General features: G+C 62.5%; 15 protein-coding genes. 11 read left to right on the top strand and 4 right to left on the bottom strand.

What is annotated here, in order from left to right; translation table 11 throughout:
• The first annotated feature begins 79 nt into the window (after positions 1-79).
• From F4Y38_15900 to F4Y38_15885, 4 genes are all read left to right on the top strand, one after another.
• Entirely contained in the window at positions 80-1,465 is a 1,386-nt protein-coding gene (locus F4Y38_15900) for an aminotransferase class V-fold PLP-dependent enzyme (GenBank protein MXY50763.1), read from the top strand.
• Between the two features lie 50 nt (positions 1,466-1,515).
• Entirely contained in the window at positions 1,516-1,974 is a 459-nt protein-coding gene (locus F4Y38_15895) for a hypothetical protein (protein ID MXY50762.1), read from the top strand.
• A gap of 56 nt (positions 1,975-2,030) precedes the next feature.
• Positions 2,031-2,450, top strand: a complete 420-nt coding sequence (locus F4Y38_15890; protein ID MXY50761.1) for a hypothetical protein — start codon at positions 2,031-2,033, stop codon at positions 2,448-2,450.
• Positions 2,451-2,573: 123 nt separating this feature from the next.
• On the top strand, positions 2,574-3,593 hold the full coding sequence (locus F4Y38_15885) for a GNAT family N-acetyltransferase (GenBank protein ID MXY50760.1): 1,020 nt from the start codon (positions 2,574-2,576) through the stop codon (positions 3,591-3,593).
• A 48-nt stretch (positions 3,594-3,641) separates the two neighbouring features.
• Here the strand turns inward: F4Y38_15885 and mpl are convergent, their stop codons facing one another.
• Genes mpl through F4Y38_15865 form a run of 4 tightly spaced genes read right to left on the bottom strand, consistent with a single transcriptional unit; the run spans position 3,642 to position 12,115 of the window.
• The gene (mpl, locus tag F4Y38_15880; protein MXY50759.1) at positions 3,642-5,066 is read right to left on the bottom strand and encodes a UDP-N-acetylmuramate:L-alanyl-gamma-D-glutamyl-meso-diaminopimelate ligase; all 1,425 of its coding nucleotides are present in this window, start codon (positions 5,064-5,066) and stop codon (positions 3,642-3,644) included.
• 2 nt (positions 5,067-5,068) lie between these two features.
• Positions 5,069-6,985 (bottom strand): tetratricopeptide repeat protein, encoded by a 1,917-nt coding sequence (locus F4Y38_15875; protein MXY50758.1) that lies wholly within the window; start codon positions 6,983-6,985, stop codon positions 5,069-5,071.
• 3 nt (positions 6,986-6,988) lie between these two features.
• On the bottom strand, positions 6,989-10,381 hold the full coding sequence (locus F4Y38_15870; GenBank protein MXY50757.1) for a hypothetical protein: 3,393 nt from the start codon (positions 10,379-10,381) through the stop codon (positions 6,989-6,991).
• Positions 10,382-10,411: 30 nt separating this feature from the next.
• On the bottom strand, positions 10,412-12,115 hold the full coding sequence (locus tag F4Y38_15865) for a S41 family peptidase (GenBank protein MXY50756.1): 1,704 nt from the start codon (positions 12,113-12,115) through the stop codon (positions 10,412-10,414).
• 470 nt (positions 12,116-12,585) lie between these two features.
• Between F4Y38_15865 and purD the strand changes: the two genes are divergently transcribed.
• The 7 genes from purD (at position 12,586) to F4Y38_15830 (ending at position 20,524) form a co-directional block, all read left to right on the top strand.
• Complete coding sequence (gene purD, locus F4Y38_15860; GenBank protein MXY50755.1) at positions 12,586-13,881, top strand: phosphoribosylamine--glycine ligase; 1,296 nt, start codon at positions 12,586-12,588, stop codon at positions 13,879-13,881.
• Positions 13,878-14,510 carry a threonylcarbamoyl-AMP synthase gene (locus F4Y38_15855; protein ID MXY50754.1) on the top strand — a complete coding sequence of 211 codons (633 nt, stop codon included), beginning with the start codon at positions 13,878-13,880 and terminating at the stop codon, positions 14,508-14,510. The genes purD and F4Y38_15855 overlap by 4 nt, the downstream gene beginning before the upstream one ends.
• Before the next feature lie 91 nt (positions 14,511-14,601).
• The gene (locus F4Y38_15850; GenBank protein MXY50753.1) at positions 14,602-16,272 is read left to right on the top strand and encodes a DEAD/DEAH box helicase; all 1,671 of its coding nucleotides are present in this window, start codon (positions 14,602-14,604) and stop codon (positions 16,270-16,272) included.
• A 178-nt stretch (positions 16,273-16,450) separates the two neighbouring features.
• A complete protein-coding gene (locus F4Y38_15845) occupies positions 16,451-17,113 on the top strand; it encodes a sigma-70 family RNA polymerase sigma factor (protein ID MXY50752.1) in 663 nt (220 codons plus the stop codon).
• A gap of 5 nt (positions 17,114-17,118) precedes the next feature.
• Entirely contained in the window at positions 17,119-18,033 is a 915-nt protein-coding gene (locus F4Y38_15840) for a hypothetical protein (protein ID MXY50751.1), read from the top strand.
• 6 nt (positions 18,034-18,039) lie between these two features.
• Positions 18,040-19,347 (top strand): PDZ domain-containing protein, encoded by a 1,308-nt coding sequence (locus F4Y38_15835; protein ID MXY50750.1) that lies wholly within the window; start codon positions 18,040-18,042, stop codon positions 19,345-19,347.
• A 187-nt stretch (positions 19,348-19,534) separates the two neighbouring features.
• Complete coding sequence (locus F4Y38_15830) at positions 19,535-20,524, top strand: aldo/keto reductase (GenBank protein MXY50749.1); 990 nt, start codon at positions 19,535-19,537, stop codon at positions 20,522-20,524.
• Positions 20,525-20,537 lie beyond the last annotated feature (13 nt).

Below are 20,537 nucleotides of genomic sequence, written 5' to 3'. Positions count from 1 at the left end.
GTACCGGTTTATACTGAACTCTAACCTTCCCCACACAGTTGAATTCTGGGAGAATTTCGATCCCTGACGGAGGTTTTCCATGTCTGACAACGAAGGCTCGATCAAGATCGATTCCCGAATCCAGGATTCCGAGAGGATCCAGAACCTGTCCCGCCGCGGATTCATGGGCAGCGTGATGGCCGGCGCGGCCGGGGTGGCCGGTGCGTCGACCCTGCTGTCCTCGGTCACTGAAGCCGAAGCGGAGCCTCTGCCCGACATCGCCGACATCCCGCCCGGCGGAGCGGCCCCGGACGACGAGGCATACTGGGAAGGCGTGGCGAACCAGTTCCTGCTACGCAACAATGTCATCTACATGAATTCGGGCACCCGGGGCATTTCGCCCGTGAGCGTGCACAAGGCGCAGGTCGACGCCGTGGAAGCAGTGAATTCGGATCCCAACATGTGCTGGTCGACCTACTTCTTCGCGGGGATGGACGAGATCCGTGAGAAGATGGCCGCGTTCATAGGTTCCGAGGTCGACGAAATCGCTTTTACCAACAGCACCACCGACGGGATGGGCCTCGGATTCATGGGATTACGGCTGGATCCCGGCGATGAGATCCTGACCACGAACTATGATTATGGCTGGGTGAAGAACATGATGGCTTACCGCGCGAAACGGGACGGCCTGGAGTTCAAGATGGTGGACATCTCGGATCCCAGTTTCCGCACGCCGGACAGTCCGCAGAAGGTCATCGACGCCGTGGCGGCGGGCATCACGCCGAAGACCAAATTTCTCACAATCTGCCACGTCAATTACACCGACGGGTTCGTCATGCCGGTCAGGGAGATCTGCGAGATCGCCCGCGACCGGGGTATCATCACGCTGATCGACGGCGCCCAGCCGCCGGGCATGATGAAGATGGACATGAACGAACTCGGATGCGACATGTATGCGGGACCGGGCCACAAGTACATGCTGGCGGCCCAGCATACCGGGTTTCTCTTCGTACGGAACGACATTGGGGACAGAGTGCATCCGCTGGTCTACACGGGTTCTTCGAATCCTGAATGGGCTATCACTGGGGCGAGGAAACTGGAACAGCGGGGTTCCACGAGCTATTCAGACCGCGTCTCGATCGGCGCGGCCCTCGATTTCCACAACCGGCTTACCGTCGAGGCTACGGAAGCCCGGCTCCGTTACCTGTCCCGGCGCCTGATCCAGGGCCTGAAGGCCATCGACGGTGTCACGGTGTACGCATCGGACGACCCAAGTATGTCCTGCGCCCTCATATCCTTTTCCGTAAAGGACCTCGACCCATCCTTCATCGTCGGGCGTCTCTGGTACCGCAGCCCGAACATCTATATCCGTACTGTCGGCGCCGCCGGCGGTTTCAGCGGGGTACGCGCCACGCTGCACGTCATGGATACGGCCGACCAGGTGGATACGCTGATCGACCGGGTCGCAGGTCTCGCGGAGAGTTAAGATCCCGGACAGACTGAGGGTTGTGTAGATTACAAATTCCCGGAGCCACTATGAGCATTGTACGTATTGCGATCGCCATAATCGTCGGCACGCTGGTCCTGCTCGTCCTGGGATTCATCCTCTACGCGATGGTATTCACCGGATACTTCGCGGCGAATGCCGAACCCGGCGCGGCCTCCGTGGCCAAAGACCCGCCCGAAATGCTGTTCATTTACCTGAGCGAGTTGATTCTGGCCGTCCTTCTGTGTCTCGTAATCGGCTGCTGGGCGGGCGTATCCGGCGCGGTTGCGGGACTCAGGACCGGTGCGGTTTTCGGTTTCCTGATGAGTCTCGCGATCAGCATGATATTCTATGGCACGGTGAACTACATGAATCTGCAGGCGACGTTGTTCGACGTCGTCCTGACGACGGTGCGCGTTGCCGTGGCGGGCGCCGTGATCGGGATGGTGCTGCGCAGGAAGCAGCCCGCCGGATCTTCGGCCGGATCCCCCGCTGCGGTCACCAGTTGAGCCGGGCTGAGGCAAGCGCTTGAACACCGATTGAGCCTGCCCGGGAAGAGGAGTCTATGTCCGTGCGACGATTCGCCATGGCGACCGTGACCGGAGCCGCTGCGGTACTGATACTAGGCCTGGTCACCGGGACCTTGTTTGGCGGTCTTTTCACAGGTTTCGCAGTGACAGCCCCCGAACTGATCATGAAGTCCAGCCCGAACGTGTGGACGATCGTGCTGGGCGCCGTGGCCATGGGGGCGTTGCTGACCGTCCTCCTCGGCTGCTGGACGGACCATACCGGCGCTAAAAAGGCCCTCGGGACCAGTGCGGTCTTCGGGTTGCTCCTCCATCTGTTCCTCGGCTTGAGCCTGTTCGGCATGACCACTATGCTGAGTCTTACCGGTACACTGGTCAAGGTCGTCATCGATACGGTTCAGGTGGCGTTGGCTGGGATGGCCGTCGGCTACGTGCTGGGCTGTACCGGGCAGAACTAGATCCGACCCTGAACCATAGTCAGCCGACGCCCCAGGGCTGGCCCGTACACAAGCCTTTCTTGATTCTGCACCTTGGCACGTACTCAAGCCCGTACGCCAGTCCGCACCATTCACCATCTCCCTATGTACACACCAATCGCTGACAAGACCCTCCGCACAGGCGAAACGCTGGAGATCGGCGTCGTTCTTGCGTCAGGCGACCACGCACCGGACGACGATGAGGCGCCGGACAACCATGCGCCGCTCGTCCGGCCCATCCTGGCCCACAAGTCGAGCAACGAACAGTGGCACCTCGACGAGGTCTTCGCCGGCCGGGTCGGCCCGCTTGAAACCCGGTTCTACCTCGGCCGCTTGAACAACCGGTCAGTCTGCAACATCATGGTCAGTGAGCACGACGGCATCGGCATCCTGAGCCACGTGTATACCGCGCCTGAACACCGCCGCAAGGGCATCGCCCGCCTCGTCATGACCGAACAGATGGCCGATTTCAAGGACCGGTGCGACCGGTACCTGACGCTGTCCACCGGTTACGGCACCCATCCCTACTACCTCTACCACGGCTTCGGCTTCCGAAGCGTCGTGCCGGAATCAGGCCATATGAAGTACATGGGGAACGCCGCCTTCGAGGTGGAGCATCTTCGGGTGGACGGGACCGGCAAAGCCCGAGTAATCCCGGGGGACTGGAAGCACTGGCCTTCGCTGAACGTGCTCTGCGCCCAGGACGGTCCGCCACACCTGCGCAACGTGGGACTGGGACATATGGGGCCGCGCATGTTCGAGGGGGCCTACCTGGGACTGATGAAGCAAACGCGGGAAGAGGAGGATGTCCAGGTCCGGCTGGTGGTCACTGAGCACGGCGCGGTCGCGGGCTACGCGACTCTGGTGCCGGACACCAGGTGGCGCGGCGAGACCTTGCTCCTCGACCTGACCGTTCATTCCGCCTTCAAGGCACAACTGAAGCCGCTGCTCGAGTCTTTTCTCTTGCCTGCCGGACGCAAGGCACTCTGCCACGTCGAACCGGGCGACGGCACGAAGACCGCTGCATTGGAAGACGCGGGATTCGTCCGCGAGGCTACGCTCCGGCAGCAGTTCAAGGCCGCCGGCAACGTGCTGGACGTCGAAGTATACGCACGATACGCCTGACTCCGGCCGCCTGACCACGACCACCGCCTTTCCGCGACGGCCGCCTGACTAGCCAGGCTCCGCCGCGCGCCCTCGCTCCAGCATGTTCATGGTCTTTTCGTGAATGCCGCCGAAACCCCCGTTGCTCATGAACACGATCCGGTCGCCTGGTTCCGCCTGTCCAGCCAGTCGCCAAACGATCTGTTCCACGTTGCCCGGTGCTTCGGCATCCACGCCGCGTTCACGCAGCCCCGCCACTAGTTCTTCCACCGAAAACCTGTTTCCTGGAGGCGCCTTCTCGGGCAGGTAAACCGGCGCGATCAGCACTCGGTCCGCCTGGTCGAACGCGGTGGCATAGGCGTCCTGGAAGGTCCGTCGGATGGTCGTCGCCGAACGGGGTTCGAACACCGCCCAGGTCCGCCGGCAGGGCGCGACCTTGCTGAGTGCGTCCAGCGTGGCCCGGACGGCCGTGGGGTGGTGGGCGAAGTCGTCGTAGACCGTGATGCCGTTTACCTCGCCCCGCACTTCGAGACGTCGTTTCACGCCGGGGAAGGACGCGAGACCCCGGGCCAGGTCCGGCCACGATACCCCGTAATGGCGTGCGGCGGCGATTACGGCCAGGGCGTTCCTGACATTGTGGTCGCCGAGCTGATCCGTCGACAGCCGGGCGCGGTGCTCGTCCCGCTCATACAGGTCGAAGGACGTGCCCCCGGGATCGAAGGACACGTTGCGCGCCGACCACCGGGCGCTTGACGACATGCCCAGGGTATGGACCGCACAGTGTGCGTGGGAAGCGAGCGTCAGGACGCGCTCGTCGTCCTCCGGTCCGATCAACAACCCGTTTTTAGGAATGATGTTGACCAGCCTCCTGAAGGAAAGCGCGATCTCGTCGATCGAATCGTAGATGTCCGCGTGATCGAACTCGACGTTGTTGATGATCACCGTGTCGGGCAGGTAATGAAGGAACTTCGCCCGCTTGTCGAAGAAGGCGCTGTCGTATTCGTCGCCTTCCAGGATGAACAGGTCGCCCGATCCCAGCCGCGCGCCGGATTGCCAGCCGACAGGCACGCCGCCGACGATGTAGCTGGGATCCAGGCCGGCCTCTGTGAGCACCCAGGCGAGCATCGCCGTCGTCGTCGTTTTACCGTGTGTACCCGCGACTATGATCGACTTGCGTTCCCACAGGAAGAAGGACTTGAGCGTCTCCGGCATGGAAGCGTACCGGATCTTCAGTTCCAGGACGGCTTCGGCCTCGGGATTGCCCCGGGAAACGGCGTTTCCAATGACCACGAGGTCCGGCCGAGGATCCAGGTTGGCGGCAGAGAAACCCTCGAACACCGGTATCTGCTGCTCCGAAAGCACCGTGCTCATCGGGGGATATACGTTCTCGTCGCTTCCGGTGACACGGTGTCCAAGGGACTTGAGCATCACCGCGAGCGCACCCATGCCCGTGCCGCAGACGGCCACCAGGTGAATGTGAAGCGGTCGGGACATGGTCACGGCATGGGGGGATGGTTTTCGGTCAGTTCCCGGATCTTGCGGCGGGCGGCGTCGTTCCTGAAGTGGTCGGGGTGGGCGAGGAGCAGGGTCTCGTACTCGGTGAGCGCCCGGGGGATGTCGCCGATCTTCACTTCGTAGATCTCCGCGATCCGCCAGCGGGCGGCGGCGACGCGGCGGCTCTTCGGGTGCCGCTTGATCAGGTTCTGCAGGGCTGCGACGGCCTGGAACGGCTTGCCCATCCGGTCGAGCAACATCCCGATGTCCAGGATTACGGTGTCGGCGATGGGGCTATCCGCGTTTTCTTCGATAAACGACTTGCAGGCTTCCAGGGCTTCCCGGTCCCGGTACTGACGCCGCAGCAGCACCGACCGGATGTAATCGGAAAGCGGGCCGTCTCCTCCCTGGCGGCCTTCCGCAATCAGTATGGTCCACGCCAGCGCGTCGTTGGCATAGGGGCTGCCCGTAAAGCGGTCCGCCGTATCCTGAAAACGGCCAAGTGCATCATCCAGGCGGTTCTGGAACAGCGCCAATTCACCCAGGTGGTATTGCGTCCGCGCCCGGGTCTCAGCTTCGGTGGCTTTGCCCTCCGGGTCGAGGATGGCGTTGTACTGGACGATCGCGTCCTCCAGGCTGCCCAGGGCGACGTAACACTCCGCCATGCCGAATCGGGCTTTCTCCCGGTACTCCGGCGCGGAAGCGTCCGCCAGCAATGAACGGAACATGGCGAGCGCCCGCGGCGCGTCCCGGTAATGGACCAGGAGCAGGCCCGCCAGGTCGGACATGGCCTCGTCCCGGAACCCCGTATTCGGATACTGCGCGATGATCTGCCGGTAGGTCTCGGCGGCATCGTCCATGGCGCCGCGCTTCCGGTACGCCAGGGCAAGCCCGGTATACGCTTCGGCGCGCAGGGCCTCCGACCCATTCGCCCCGATCAACTCCCGGTACGTATCGATGGCGTCCTGGTGATGCCCCTCCCGCAACGCCCAATCGGCATACCGGACCAGGTATTTCCCGCTGTCCCCGTCCAGCCGGTCCGCTTCACGGTACGCTGCCAGTGCCTCCTCCGTCTTGCCGGACCGCAGATAGAAACTTCCGAGCAGATCGTGGGCGTCCTTGCTGTCCCGGTGTTCAGCCACCGCCGATCGTAGCGCTCCTTCCACGAGTTCCCGGCTTCCGATCGCCGCGAGCAGGTCGATCCGGTCGTTGACGATACGTGACTGGCCGGGTTGCTGTGTCAGCCAGCGCGTGAATTCCCGGACGGCGCCCGGTACTTCGTATGCACTGGTGTAGACACTGGCGAGTGCCAGGGCGAAAGCCTCCGGATCGCCCAGTCGCTTCCGGCCGTCAAGGTAGGTCTGAATGGCCCGGTCGTACGCTTCTCTTCTGAGGTGCAGATTAGCGATCTGGCTCACGGCCGATTCGCTCTGCGGAAAGCGTTCCAGCATGTTACGGATCTGTTCCTCCGCCTCGCCGGCCCGTCCGGCGCCGAATAGCGCTTCGGCAAGCCTGCCGCGCAATCTTGAATCGTCGGGAGACTTCGCAATATGCGTTTCGAGCAGAGGGATCAACTTGTCGAACGCTTCCAGCCGGAAGTACAGCCTGAGGGCGCCGTTAAGGGCGGACCGGTTATCCGGGTCGTCCTGCAGCACCCGCTCGAAGAGGACAGCGGCCCGGTCATACTGCCGGAGGCGTTCCAGGCTCCTGGCCTGTTCGATCCGCCGGTTCAGGTCGGCGGCCCGGTTGAGTTGTCCCTCGACGCTCGAGGGCAGGGAAAACTGAACCGCCAGCAATAGAGCGAGCAGACCGCTTGCGAGAACCGTGCGTCGCGGTAAGCTAAGCAGACCGCCATCGAGATGTGTGCGTCGCGGTATGGCAATGCCGTAAAGCGCTTCGGGAATGCGTTTCACGATCACCGCCTAGTTCACGACCGGAACGTGGGAGAGGGCACGGAAATAGGCACGAATGAGCGCTTCGTATTCCTGTGGATATGCGCCTTCGTCAATACGGCCCAGGACGTCGTCACGCAAAGTGCGTTCGAACCGGGTCAGGTCTTCGGACAGATCGCCGGGCGACGGGCGGGTCGCCAGGTCCTCCCCCGGGGCGGCCCGACGCCTTTCCTCGCGTCGCTGGCCGCGTATGGACCTTGAAGCGTCCAGCAGCCTGGACAGGATCCGTTGCTGGCGCTCCACCAGCCCGGGGTCGATCTGGAACTGATGCAATTCCCGTACCGTGTCTTCCATCTCTCTTTCGATTTCCTGCAATCGTCCGAGGACCTGGCCCTGGTTGACCTGCTGTTCCCGGCGCAGTTGTTCGAGGCTCTTCCGCAAAGCTTCCTGCCGGGCCGCCAGCCTGGAGACCTGCGCCTGGGTCTGCAGATCCATTTGCCCCTCCGCCTCGTCCATCATCTGGTTCATCTGATCGTTGATCCCAGTCTGTTGCCTCGCCATGCCCTGCAGCCGTGAGATGAGATCCATCATGCCGGAGGACGAACCGGAATTCGCCATGTTGCGCATGGCCCGCTGCAGGGCGAGCACGGTCTCGTTCAGCGCCTCCATGGCGGCCAGTTGCTCCTCGGCGGCGGAATCGCGTTCCTGTTCGGCCAGGTGGCCCTCCGCGCGATCCATGCTGTTCAGTGTTTCTCCCAGCGCTCGTCCGATGGCTGGCGAGATGAACATCGTCTTACGGGCGATGGATACGAGGTCGTTGGTTACGAGCGATGCGCCATCCGAAAGCCCCTGCTGGTCCTCGGAAAGGATATCGATCCGGGTGACGGATCCGCCCGGCTGACGCGTACGTTCGTTGAGGCTCTCCTGGCCGACGGAGAGATCGACGAGTTGGTGCATCGCGCGCCGCATGCCCTCGGCGATTTCCTGCATCCGGTCTTCCTGAAGCTGTTCCTGGATCTCTTCCAGTTGCTGGCCCAGGGCGGATAGCGACTGTGACACTTCAGTCTGGCCTTCCATCGCCTGCCGCATCCTGCCCTGTCTGAGCTGCGAAGCGATCCGTTCCATGGAATCCGTCATTGCCCGGCGTTCCATTTCCCTGGACGCGTCCCGAACGCGCTCAGCGGGCATGTCCCGGAACGCTTCCATTTCGTTGGCCAGCTGCTCGAGACCGCGTTGCAGCGAACCCGTATCCTTGCCCAGTTGCTCCTGCTTATCCGCCAGTTCCATCCCTTCCCTGCCGTCCGACGTATTCTCCGTGGCGTAGCGCAGTTCGTCCTGCCGGGTGGCGAGGTCCTGTGTCTGGCGAACGGCGGCCATCAACTGTTGCTCCGTCCGGATTCGCTTCAGAATGGAGAGACTGCGTTCCAGGCGTTTCAGGAACTCCTCCTGCTCGAACTCGAACGCTTCCATCGACGCTTTCAACTGTTCGTCGTCGATGTTCTGAAGGGCTTGTTTCAGGTCCCGCATGGCCTCCAGCAATTCGGGCGTGGCAATCTCCTGGAACAGCTTTCTCAACTGGTCCATCTTGTCGATGAGTTCCTGGCTCATCGAATCGTGGTCTTCGAGGGTCTCCATAGCCGCCTTCACCGCTTCGGCCGCCTTGAGAAGTTCGTCGGTCGCCTCTTCCTGGCCGGCCAGGACGGACTCGATTTCCTTCTTCTGCTCCCAGGACAGTTCCTCCGTCTGAACCCCTTCCGCCTCCTGCCGCGTTTTCTGTTTGAGCGTCCGGTTCAGCGCTTCGATCTTCTTTTTTGACTCTTCCTGCTCTTCCAGCAGGTCTTCCATTTCGGTTACCTGCTGCTCCTGCGTATGGTCGATCTGTTCGTAGATCTCTTCAATCGTTGGAAACCGGACCGTGTAGGTTCGGCTTACCGCCCGTTTGGGACCGGACACCGTGTCGTTGTCATATAGTTCGATCCGGTAGGAGACCACGTCCCCGGGAAACAGGTTTTCTGAGGAAAGGTCCCATACGAAGGGCTGCGTCATCATCGTGGACTCCGTGTCCACGGGGATGGGCCTGACCCGTTCTTCGCCTTCGGGTTCCTTGCGATGGATGAGGTTCATGGCGGAGAATCCGAAGTCGTCCGTGGCCGATACCAGGAACGGAACGACCATGTTCTCCGTGAGGTCGGTGTCCCGGCCCGGAGACAGGATCCGCAAGGACGGCATGCGGTCCGGCAGAGCGATGATCCGGTACCAGGCGGGATGCACGTTTTCGTGACCGTCCGCGTTGCGCAGCGAGATGCGGTACCGTCCGTCGGTCCGTACGGTCAGCGGCGCCGCGGCCGTGTCGTCCACCACCGCCATGGTTACCGGCCTGTCCTCGTGCTCGAAGTAAATCGCCGCTTCCGACAGGTCCCGGCCCGCGTTCACGGCGGCCAGGTCCACCTTCGTTCCTTTCAGCGCGACGATGTCTCCGCCTTCCGTGGTAGTTCTGGGCGACAGCCTGGTGTAGGCCGGATAGTGATAGGTCAGGTGCAGCGCGCCGAGAAACGGGCGGTCTATGGCGCTGATTCGGAAGGGAGGGGTGACGGCGTCTCCGGCCTCGATGACGTAGGTCATGCTCTCCCGGATTTCACGCACGGTGTGGCTGTAGGATGCAGGCGCCGTGACCCTCATCTCCACGGCATTCCGCAATCCGTCGTCGGAGACCAGTTGCAGAACGGCCCGGTCGGGTCGCTCCCCGGACGCTTCGGCCATGATCGTGACCTGTCCGCCCGATGTGACTTCCACGTCGCCCGGCGCAACGCTCAGAAACGTGCGTTGCGGAGGCTGGAAATGGGTCAGGGGGCTTGCCAGGCGGTTCAGCGCGCTCGAAAGCGGCGCGCCATCGGCGGCCATCGCGACCAGCGCCAGCAGCGCGGCGATACCGAATCCCCTGGCGGACCGGGCGATGCGGTGCCGCTGATCCGCTTCTTTGAAATCCACCGATTCGGTGTGCCTTGCGGTGTCCGAAACCGCCGCGTCCAGAAGCGCGGGGGAGGTCCTGTAAGCGCTGGAACCCGCCTGCCGCTGCTCGGCGAGTTGCAGGGCCACGGTGACCCGGTCGTTCAGGTCGGGATTCTGGCGATCGACCCGCCGCGCGAGGTCCTCGTCGGACAAACCGTTACGCAGGCGGTCCAGACAGCGCCGGACCGGCCAGGCCGCGAGGAGGAGGATCCCCGCCGCGATCAGGCCCAGGCGAACCGCCCGGTCGAGATACAGGTAGGATTCGAGCGCGGCAAGGAAAAGCGCGAGGACGCAGATCAGTGCGCCGGCGGTGAACAGCCCTTCGACGATGACGATCCACCGGCTACGGATGCGTAGCGCGTGAAGCCGGTTTCGCAGCGCGTGCCAGGTGGAAAGGGTGGTTTTACTCGGCACGGTCAGTCCTCGAGCTTCTGTCGACTTACGCTATTGCCGTACCAGCATTTCGTGAGAGTAAAACAGCTGGCGGGCCTGCTGGAGCTGCTCGTCACCGGCCGCGGCTACGCGGCTGGCTTCCTCGTCACCCCAGAGATTCCGGGCGAGCGACCGCTTCAACTGGAGTTCGATGACGTCCCGGTCGTCGTTGAACTCCTCGTCGGTGAAAGATATCCCCGAGTCCCGGACCTGGACCTTGAACGCTTCCAGCATCGCTTCGTCGACCCGGAACTCCCGCAGAAAGACTTCGAAGTCATTCCTGAGGTCCTGCCGGTCCGCCTGGGACACGCCGTAGGCGTTGGCGAATTCGAAACAGGCCCGGTCGAAAGGCACCCATCCCCTGTACTTGCCGATTACGAAGGGGTACGTACGCTTCGGAGCCGGGATCACGACGTCGGGAGAAATGCCGCCGTCTCCAAAGACCGTACGCCCGGCGGCGGTGGTGAACTCCGTGCGCTCCGGCATGTCTGCCTGGCCCGCATCGTCCGCCTGGTCCGCATCGTCTGCCTGGTCCGAATGGTCCTCATCCGTACCGGATTCCGATTCCTGCCCGGTCTCTCCGGTCTCTCCGGTCTCGCTGAACGATCCTTCGACGTATTCCTGGAAGGACTTGTTCTTATAGTCCCGCTGGATCATCCGGCCGCTCGGGGTGTAGTACCTGGCCGTTGTCAGCTTGAGCGCGGAACCGTCCGTCAGGTGAGGCTCCGCGAAGAGGGTCTGAACGAGGCCCTTGCCGAAGCTGCGGGTTCCGGCGATAACGCCCCGGTCCCAGTCCTGAACGGCGCCCGCCACGATTTCGGAAGCGGAGGCGGAGCGGTGGTCAAGCAGGATCACCAGGGGCATTTCACGGTGGATTACGCCACTTATCGATTTGAACGTCTGGTTGGAACTTCGGTTCCTTCCCATGGTCTTGACGATTACGCGGCCTTCGGGAATGAACTTGCTGGATACTTCGACCGCCTGGTCCAGGTATCCACCCGAATTGCCTCTCAGGTCGAGAATCAGCCGCTCCATGCCGGCCTGATGAAGCCTGTCCAGGGCGATCTCCAGTTCACGGGAAGTGGTCTTGGCGAACCGGATCAACTGGATGTATCCCGTTTGGTCATCCAGCATGAAGGAAGTTCTGACGCTGCGAATGGGGATACTGTCCCGGGTAATCGTCACGTCGAACCGCTCCTCGACACCGGGCCGTTCGATGGTTACGTCCACCCTGGTCCCTTTCTCCCCGCGCAATTTCTGCCTCACCTCGTCGTGCTTGATGCCGATCGCCGATTCACCGTCGATCCGGACGATTCGGTCTCCGGACTGCAGGCCGACGGCTTCCGACGGCGATTCGTCGATCACGGAAATCACGTATAGGAATCCGTCCAGAACGTCGAACTCGATTCCGATTCCGTAGAACTTACCGCTGAAGCGCTCGCCCATTTCGGCGAAGCTCTCCTTGCTCAGGAAGCTGGAATGGGGGTCGAGCACTTCGAGCATACCGTCGATCGCGGCGTAGATCAACTCGCCGGGCTCTACCTCCTCCACATAGTTGTCGTTGACCAGGTTGAGCACACCCATCAGCAGCCTGGTGCTCGAGAAGATGTTGTCCGCCGCATGGATCGTCCTGTCGGCCGCACTGCCGAGCATGAACGAACCTACCGCGACGAAGACCAGCAGGATGGCGTATTTCGGTTTCTTCAGGGTCGACATATGGCCAGACTCCTTCGTCCCGGTCTTCCGCCCGGGATTCGACCAGGTTCGCGCAGGAAACGACCTTCAGCTTGCATGCCTGGGGAGGTCGCCATTCGATATTTAAAGTAACTAAGTAATACTAAAGCAGGGATGTACCATGTCAACGGTTTTCGAGCCGCGCGGCGATGGTATTTTTCGTGTTCACGCCTTGACATTCCCCATGTGTTTCTTTAACTTTTCCGATCTCGCTGATCATCACCTTATCGAGGGTCCGGGTGGATTCCATGCGGTCCCGCGGTTATCCCCGATTTCGACGAATCAGGCACAGCGTATTCATTATACAATATGAACGCCCACGCCATTTCATTGGTTTCACCGTCCACCCCTTCGGAACGCAGACGGACGCGAGAGGTTCATATTCAATCGCGCTTGTGGAGTGGTATGGATTTGATATTCACGGGCTCGCTGCCCCATAAAACGGGGACACCATGAACGTACTTGTCGTCGGCAAGGGAGGAAGAGAGCACACGCTGGCCTGGGCGCTTCGCAGGTCGGCCCTCGTGAGTGACCTGTACGCCGCTCCGGGCAATCCGGGCATCGCCGAGCTCGGAAAATGCGTCGCCATCGAACCGGAAGACGCGCGCGGGATCGCCGGCTTTGCCCGCGAAAACAAGGTGGACCTGGTGGTGGTCGGACCCGACGGCGCACTGGAAGCCGGCGTGGTCGACGCGGTGGAAAGTCTGGGCATGCGGGCCTTCGGTCCGACACGGGCGGCCGCCGAAATCGAATGGAGCAAGGTGTTCTCCAAGCAGATGATGCTGGAGGAGGGCATTCCCACGGCCGCGTTCGCGGTGTTTTCAGACGTGGACGCGGCACGAGACTACGTGAATGAACAGGGTGCGCCGATCGTGATCAAAGCCGACGGCCTGGCCGCCGGGAAGGGCGCGCTGGTGTGCCGGACCGTCGAGGAGGCCATGCAGGCCCTCGACGTGGTGATGACCGACAGAATGTTCGGCGATGCGGGCCGGAACGTGGTCGTGGAGGCCTTCATGGAAGGCGAGGAGGCGTCCGTATTCGCGTTGACCGATGGCGAACGGGTTCTTCCGCTGGTCCCGTCGCAGGACCACAAGCCCATCCACGACGGAGATACGGGGCCCAACACCGGGGGCATGGGCGCTTACGCACCGGCGCCGGTCATCGATGACGGCGCGATGAGGGACATCATGGAACGGATCATCGAACCCGCGGTCCTCGGCATGAGGAAACGTGGACGGCCTTTCAGAGGGGTGTTGTACTGCGGAATCATGATGACCGGCCAGGGTCCGATGGTGGTGGAATTCAACAGCCGGTTCGGCGATCCCGAGGCCCAGGTCATCCTGCCGCTCCTCGAAGACGATTTCGCGGAATTGGCGGTCGGGATCAGCGAGGGCAGGATGCCCGACAGGCCCCTGACCTGGAAGCGGAAGGCCGCGACCTGCGTGGTGGTGGCTTCCGGTGGATATCCCGGCGATTACGAGAAAGGGATGGAAATAAGCGGGCTGGATCGACTGGACGGAGTGGACGATGTTTACGCCTTTCACGCCGATACGGCCATATGGGACGGAAAACTGATAACCAACGGCGGCAGGATCGTGGGCGTGACGGCCCTGGCCGACGATCTCGCGGGCTCCATCGACAGGGCCTACGAGGCGGTGGACCGGGTTCGGTTCGAAAACCGGTATTTCCGCAGGGACATCGGTCAAAAGGGCCTGCGCAGGATCGATCGATCGGATACGAAACCATGAAGGTACTGACGGTCGATCCGGTGCGGCCGGACCGTACCGTACTGCAGGAGGCCGCGGGCATAGTGCGCGACGGGGGACTCGTGGCTTTTCCGACCGAAACAGTCTACGGATTGGGCGCGGACGGAACCAATCCCGCCGCGATCCGGCGGGTCTATGAAGCCAAGGGCCGTGAGGAAACGAAGCCGATCCTGGTACTCGTATCCCACAGGAAGGACCTGGTCCGCCTGGTCCGGTGCATCCCCGCAGGTGTCCATGCGGTGATGGACGCCTGCTGGCCCGGACCATTGACGCTGGTCTTTCCCGCGCTGGACAGCGTGCCGCGGGAATTGCTGGGCGGGGGTGCCACGATCGGGGTCAGGCACAGCGGCGCGGTGATCGCAGGGGCCCTGTGCCGTGCTGCGGGCGGACCCGTGACCGCGCCCAGCGCCAACCGCTCCGGTGAGCCGGAACCCCTAACGGCAGAGGACGTGGCCGCCCAGCTGGGAGACCGGGTCGACCTGATTCTCGATGGCGGCCGATCGCCTTCGGACCAGCCTTCGACGGTGGTGGACGTATCCACGGGTACGCCGCGCCTGATCCGCGCGGGAGGTACACCCTATAACCGGGTCGAAGACGCCTGGCGCCATTGAGCGGCGCCGGATGCCATTGTACTGCGCCGGACGCCATTAAGCGGCGCCGGACGCCATGCAGGACGGAACTCCGGGGGATTCCTTGCCTGACCTGAGTAACCCATTGATCGTACAGAGCGACCGCACCATCCTCGTCGAAGTCGACCATCCGCGCTACGAGGATGCCAGGGACGCGCTTGCCCGGTTCGCGGAATTGGAAAAATCCCCGGAGCACATCCACGTCTACCGGCTGAGCCCGCTGTCCCTGTGGAACGCCGCCTCGGCCGGCATGAACGCCGACGGCGTCCTCGAATCGCTCGAAGGCCTGAGCAAGTACGAGATCCCGCAGAACATCCGCCGAGAGATATGCGATTTCATCGACCGGTACGGGCAGTTGCGGCTGCACAAGGAAGACGGCAGGCTGGTCCTCGAGTCCGATGACCCCGCCCTGATCGCGGAGGTTTCCGGACTGCCCTCGGTCAAGCAGTTCCTCGCGCAGCCCCTGGACGAGCGCAGGGTGCAGGTAGGAGACCGGTTCCGGGGCCACATCAAGCAGGCGCTGATCAAAGTCGGATTTCCCGTGGAAGACCTGGCGGGATACGTCGAAGGCGCCCCGCTGGAAATCAACCTGCGCACCGCGGCCGGAGACCGGAAGTCCTTTAGCATGCGGGACTACCAGCAGGACGCGGTCGGCGCGTTTCACATGAACGGCGAGCCGCAGGGAGGCAACGGGGTCATCGTCTTGCCCTGCGGTGCCGGGAAGACCATCGTGGCCCTCGGCGCGATGGCCGTACTGAAGTGCCACACTCTCGTGCTGACGGCCAACACGGTGGCCCTGCGCCAGTGGCGGGAGGAGTTGATCGAGAAGACCTCGCTGTCGGAAGAGCATATCGGCGAGTATTCGGGTGAAACGAAACAGATCCGGCCCGTAACTCTGGCCACCTACCAGATTCTGACCTACCGGAAGAGCAAAGGGGACGAATTCGAGCATTTCGGCCTCTTCGACCAGAAAGGCTGGGGCCTCATCATCTACGACGAGGTCCATCTGCTCCCCGCCCCCGTGTTCCGGTACACGGCCGAGATCCAGGCCCGCCGTCGCCTCGGGCTCACCGCGACGCTTGTTCGTGAAGACGGCCGGGAGGACGACGTCTTCAGCCTGATCGGCCCCCGGAGATACGACATGCCGTGGAAGCTCCTCGAGCGCCAGGGCTGGATCGCGGAGGCGTACTGCCGTGAAATTCGGATCGATCTGCCCGAAGCGCGGCGCATGTCCTACGCCGTGGCGAATCGCCGCGACAAGTTCAGGATCGCCTCGGAGAACAGCCGCAAGACCGAGATCATCCGCGCCTTGCTGGAACAGCATCCATCGGACCAGGTCCTGATCATCGGACTGTACGTGAGGCAGCTCAAGCAGATCGCCGCACTGTTCGATTTTCCCCTGATCACCGGTAGCACACCGCTTCCGGCCCGCCTAGATCTGTATACCCGGTTCAGAAACGGTGAGCTCAAGCGTCTCGTAGTGTCCAAGGTCGCGAATTTCGCCATCGACCTGCCGGACGCCAACGTGGCGATACAGATTTCGGGCACCTTCGGGTCCCGCCAGGAGGAAGCCCAGCGGCTGGGCAGGATCCTCCGTCCCAAGGCGGACGGCTCCGCCGCCATATTCTATTCGCTCATCACGCGGAACACCCTTGACCAGGACTATGCCGTGAACCGTCAGCTCTTTCTGACGGAACAGGGCTACCAATATACCATCCACGACGTGAGTGAAGTGCGGGCATGACGGTCCGGTTGACACGGACGCGGCGGAATTCTATATTTCATTCAAGAGACTTTGGATTGACATGACCGGCCCGGCAGGCGTCTGGTACGGTGCAGCCGGAAAGGTGCAGCACGGCTGGCGTCCTGACGCCGAGGCGTTTTTTTGAAACCGAACTCCCACGCGCGGCGTATAACGCGGTATGGGTAGACTTGAAATGGCCGACAATACCTCCATAAACGCGGTGCAGGTCACCGATGTCGAGTCCGGCGTCCTGGACGAACTGACCCTGTCGGACGAAGTGCTGTTCGTCCGTGTCCAGCGGGACGATATACGCGCTTTCGAGGTGATTGTCGGAAGATACCGCACCAGGCTGTACAACTGCGTCTACCGTATGGTCCACAATACGGAATGCGCGGAAGACCTGGTGCAGGAGACGTTCCTGCGGGTCTACCGAAACCGCCACAACTACAAGGCGATCTCCAATCTCTCCACCTGGATCTACACCATCGCGCTCAATCTGGCCCGAAGCGAGTTGCGTAAGCGGAAACGCCGCCAGTTCTTCTCCCTGAACGCTTCGCCTCACGAGAACAGCACGCGGGAAAGCATCGATCTGCCGGACACGAACGCGGGTCCCGGCGATCACCTGGAGCAGAACGAACTGGGCCGGGCGATACAGCACGCGATCGATCAGTTGCCGGACAAATACAAGTCCGTGATCGTGCTGCGCGACATAGAGGAGCTTTCTTACGAGGAGATCGGCGAGATCCTCCGCTGTCCGACGGGAACCGTCAAGTCGCGGGTCAACCGGGGACGGCTGAGACTGCAGGAAATGTTGAGGCAGTGGCAGGTGGAGATTCTTTGAGGAGGATGGGCGTTTTGAATTGCAGTGGATACGAGCGGCAGATGTCGGACTACCTGGACGGTCAGTTGTCGAAAGCGACTGAAGATGAGCTTCGTTTTCACCTGAACGGATGTCCCCGGTGCCGGCTCAGGATTCAGGACATGGAAAGCGCCATGCGGGCCGTGAAGAGTCTTCCCGCCGTATCCCCCCGGCCGATGTTCGAACAACAGCTCGGCAACCTGCTGAACCGGGAAGTTGCCCGCGAGCTGTACGCCTCCTCCTGGTTGAGACGCGTTTCGGCAGCCTTTTCCGAACTGGGCGAACTCAGCCGCCAGCGGCCTGTTCAACTGGTATTCGCGACCAGCCTGATCCTGACCATAACCGTGATCGGCGGTTTCGCCGAAATGGCCGGCCCGGCGGAAAGGTCCGATTCGTCTTCGGGTCCTGCGATGGCTTTTTCCCTGCCGACGCCCATCGAACCCGAACTTGCGTCGCCCGATCCCATTTCGCCCTTTCCCCTGGAACGGGAACTCGCGCCGCACATGGCGATAGAACCGGCCATAAACACGGAACAGGCAATAAATCCCCCCACTCCCGCTGCAACCAGTCTCCCATATACCACAAACCGCATTACCGGCGACAGACCGGGCATCCTCACCGTCAGGACCATGGAACCGATGACCCATGGGATCCGGTTCGTTACGGCGGGTACGGGCATGCGCCTCGATCCATCGCTGTTCGACGAGGCTTTCGGCCGGGACCTGATGGCCGGCGGCGATCCGGATCGACCTGCACCTGAAGACCTGCTGCAAACCGTTGGCACCGATGGACTTCGCGATTCCCAGGGTGCGGTTGGCACAACCGGCGCACCTGGCGCGCCCGACGCGCCGCCGTCGTCGGGCCCGACCGCTCCTCTCAAGCGTGTCCGCATTTCGTTCTGATCGACCATGCACGGTTCTCACTCCAACCCCCAATTCTGGTCCGGCCACCTCCGGCCTATGATCTGGGCCGCGCTACTGGCCTGCCTCTGGCATGCGGGCGGCGATCAACGCGTCCATGCTCAGACCACCCCCTACCTGCATAGCCTCGAGCGGGAGATCGTCAGTCTCGTCGAACGCGTGGAACCGACGGTGGCCAGCGTGATCGTGCAGCGCAAGTTCATCAATACGGTGAACGGGCAGACGTTTACGGACTGGGAACGCTCCATCGGGACCGGCGTGGTCCTTCACCGGAACGGATTTATCATTACGACGGCCGGCGTCGTGGATCATGCCCACGATATCCTGGTCAACTTTCGGAACGGCCGGTACCGCCGCGGCCATCTCGTCGGGGTGGACCAGCTTTCCGATATTGCCGTGATCCGCGTCGACAGCCTGGAAACCCCTACCGCGCGCCTGGGTAATTCCGATGACGTCCGTCCGGGGTCCTGGGTGCTGGTGCTGAACAACGCCCACGGCTTTCCATCCTCGATGACGACGGGGATCGTGAACGGGCTGCGGGAAGAGGACGTCATGATCCAGGTCAGTGCCGTGGTCGGTTCCGCCTACTCGGGCGGCGCGGTGTTCTCCACGAACGGCCGCCTGCTCGGTCTCGTAGCCGATCCCCATCGGGTCCAGGCGCCCGGCTCGGTCGATTCCGGGGCAGGTGAAGGCAGGGGCCTGATCGCGGTTATACCCATTAACCGGGTGAAGACCTTTGCCCGGCAGCTTATCGAATTCGGTGAGATCCGCAGGAGCTGGCTGGGCGTTCACGTGGAGAAAATCTGGGAAAGCGTGACCGTAGGCGGCGACCGCGATATCATGCTGGGCGCCGTGGAAGGCATGGTTGTCTCGGATGTATATTCCGACAGTCCCGCCATGCAGGTCGGTCTGCGCAAGGGCGACGTGCTTCATGCCGTGAACGGCGTCACCATGAACCATCCCATCGTCCTGGCCGAGTTCGTGACCACGCTTCCCGTGGGCACCCGGATCGAAATCAAGTTCCTTCGAGGGGATGTGGAACATACCGCGCACACGGTGCTCGCGGCGCAGCCGAAAACACTCGCCGCGCCCGCTTCTCCCCTGCTCACCGAAGAGGGTCCGGACGATCCCCGGTCCGGTGAGGATCCCCGTCTCATCCAGCAGATGATCCTGGAACACGAAAGGGAACTCGCAGCCCACCGGATCAAGTTGAACCAGCTCAAGCGGCTGCTGGATGAACGCATGCGGCTGATCGGTCAGCGTTCCCCGGTCCGGTCCGGAGACGATGGATTCTGAGCGATCGATTCGCCGGGACCGCCACGTGCTCCAGGCCAAACATCCCTTGCCTGTCCGATCCACACCGGTATACATTCACACCACACCTTTTCCACCCGCGCTTTGCGATATGCGTTAGACCTTCGCGGTATGCGTCAGGCATCCGCGGCATCCGCGGTATCCGCAGGATTCCACCAGGGGAGTGTGCATGGAACACCGAAAACTCGGCCGCACCGACACGTCGCTCAGCTTCATCGGTCTGGGTTGTGTGACTTTCGGCCGTGAGATCGACGAGGACGCATCGGCAGCCATACTGGACGATGCGGTCGATAGAGGGATAAACTGGCTCGATACGGCGGAGGCGTACGGCGGCGGCAATGCCCGGACCTACCGGCGGGACGTGCTGAAAGTCGATGATGTGCGCGAGACCTCGGATGTCATGGGCTCTTCGGAGATCATCATCGGAAAGTGGATGAAAGCGCGAGGCTGCAGGGACGACGTGGTGATCTGCTCCAAGGTGAGCAGCGGCAACCGGCCGGAGAATATCGCCCGGGCGCTCCGGGTCAGTCTCGAGCGACTGCAGGTGGACTGCGTGGACATCTACGAACTGCATTCTCCCGATGAAACGGTTCCCATTGCCGAAAGCCTGGCCGCACTGGACGAGGAGGTTTCGGCGGGAAGGATCGGGACCGTGGGCTGCAGCAACTTCAACGCCGCGCAGCTCCGGGAGGCCCTGGACGCCAGCGCCAGGGAGGGCTATGCCCGGTTCGAGGTGGTCCAGCCGCCCTACAACCTGGCCGATCCCGGCGCCCAGGACGAACTGTTTCCCCTGTGCCGGCGGGAGGAAGTGGCCATTACGTCCTACAGTCCGCTCGCCGCGGGTTTCCTGGCGGGCAAATACACGCCGGACCGTAACGACTTCCCGCAAGGCTCGCGCTTCGACGTGATCCCCGGGCATGCGGACATCTACTTCAACGACCGGAACTTCCGCAACGTGGAGCGGCTGCGGGCCCTGGCGGATAACAGGGGACTTCCCATGGTGCGCATGGCCATGGCCTGGGCCATGGGACATCCCGATATCACGTCGGTCCTCGTCGGCGCCCGCCATACCGGCCACCTGGACAACGCCTTCGGCGCCCTCGCTTTGAAGGCGGACACGGAACTGCGTGATGAATTGTCGAGTTGGCTGACGGACTGAGCGCAACGCGCAA

This window comes from Gemmatimonadota bacterium (assembly GCA_009838645.1).
In the GTDB taxonomy this organism is placed as follows: Bacteria; JAAXHH01; JAAXHH01; order JAAXHH01; family JAAXHH01; genus JAAXHH01.
Note: the sequence above shows the minus strand (reverse complement) of the source record. Positions and strands in the feature narration are given on the sequence as shown.

Excerpts from the sequence above, each read along its gene's own strand:
- F4Y38_15845 (MXY50752.1), top strand. The coding sequence starts at position 16,451 with ATGGGTAGACTTGAAATGGCCGACAATACCTCCATAAACGCGGTGCAG.
- F4Y38_15890 (MXY50761.1), top strand. The coding sequence starts at position 2,031 with ATGTCCGTGCGACGATTCGCCATGGCGACCGTGACCGGAGCCGCTGCG.
- F4Y38_15885 (MXY50760.1), top strand. The coding sequence starts at position 2,574 with ATGTACACACCAATCGCTGACAAGACCCTCCGCACAGGCGAAACGCTG.
- mpl (MXY50759.1), bottom strand. The coding sequence starts at position 5,066 with ATGTCCCGACCGCTTCACATTCACCTGGTGGCCGTCTGCGGCACGGGC.
- F4Y38_15830 (MXY50749.1), top strand. The coding sequence starts at position 19,535 with ATGGAACACCGAAAACTCGGCCGCACCGACACGTCGCTCAGCTTCATC.
- F4Y38_15865 (MXY50756.1), bottom strand. The coding sequence starts at position 12,115 with ATGTCGACCCTGAAGAAACCGAAATACGCCATCCTGCTGGTCTTCGTC.
- purD (MXY50755.1), top strand. The coding sequence starts at position 12,586 with ATGAACGTACTTGTCGTCGGCAAGGGAGGAAGAGAGCACACGCTGGCC.
- F4Y38_15895 (MXY50762.1), top strand. The coding sequence starts at position 1,516 with ATGAGCATTGTACGTATTGCGATCGCCATAATCGTCGGCACGCTGGTC.
- F4Y38_15855 (MXY50754.1), top strand. The coding sequence starts at position 13,878 with ATGAAGGTACTGACGGTCGATCCGGTGCGGCCGGACCGTACCGTACTG.
- F4Y38_15835 (MXY50750.1), top strand. The coding sequence starts at position 18,040 with ATGCACGGTTCTCACTCCAACCCCCAATTCTGGTCCGGCCACCTCCGG.
- F4Y38_15840 (MXY50751.1), top strand. The coding sequence starts at position 17,119 with ATGGGCGTTTTGAATTGCAGTGGATACGAGCGGCAGATGTCGGACTAC.
- F4Y38_15900 (MXY50763.1), top strand. The coding sequence starts at position 80 with ATGTCTGACAACGAAGGCTCGATCAAGATCGATTCCCGAATCCAGGAT.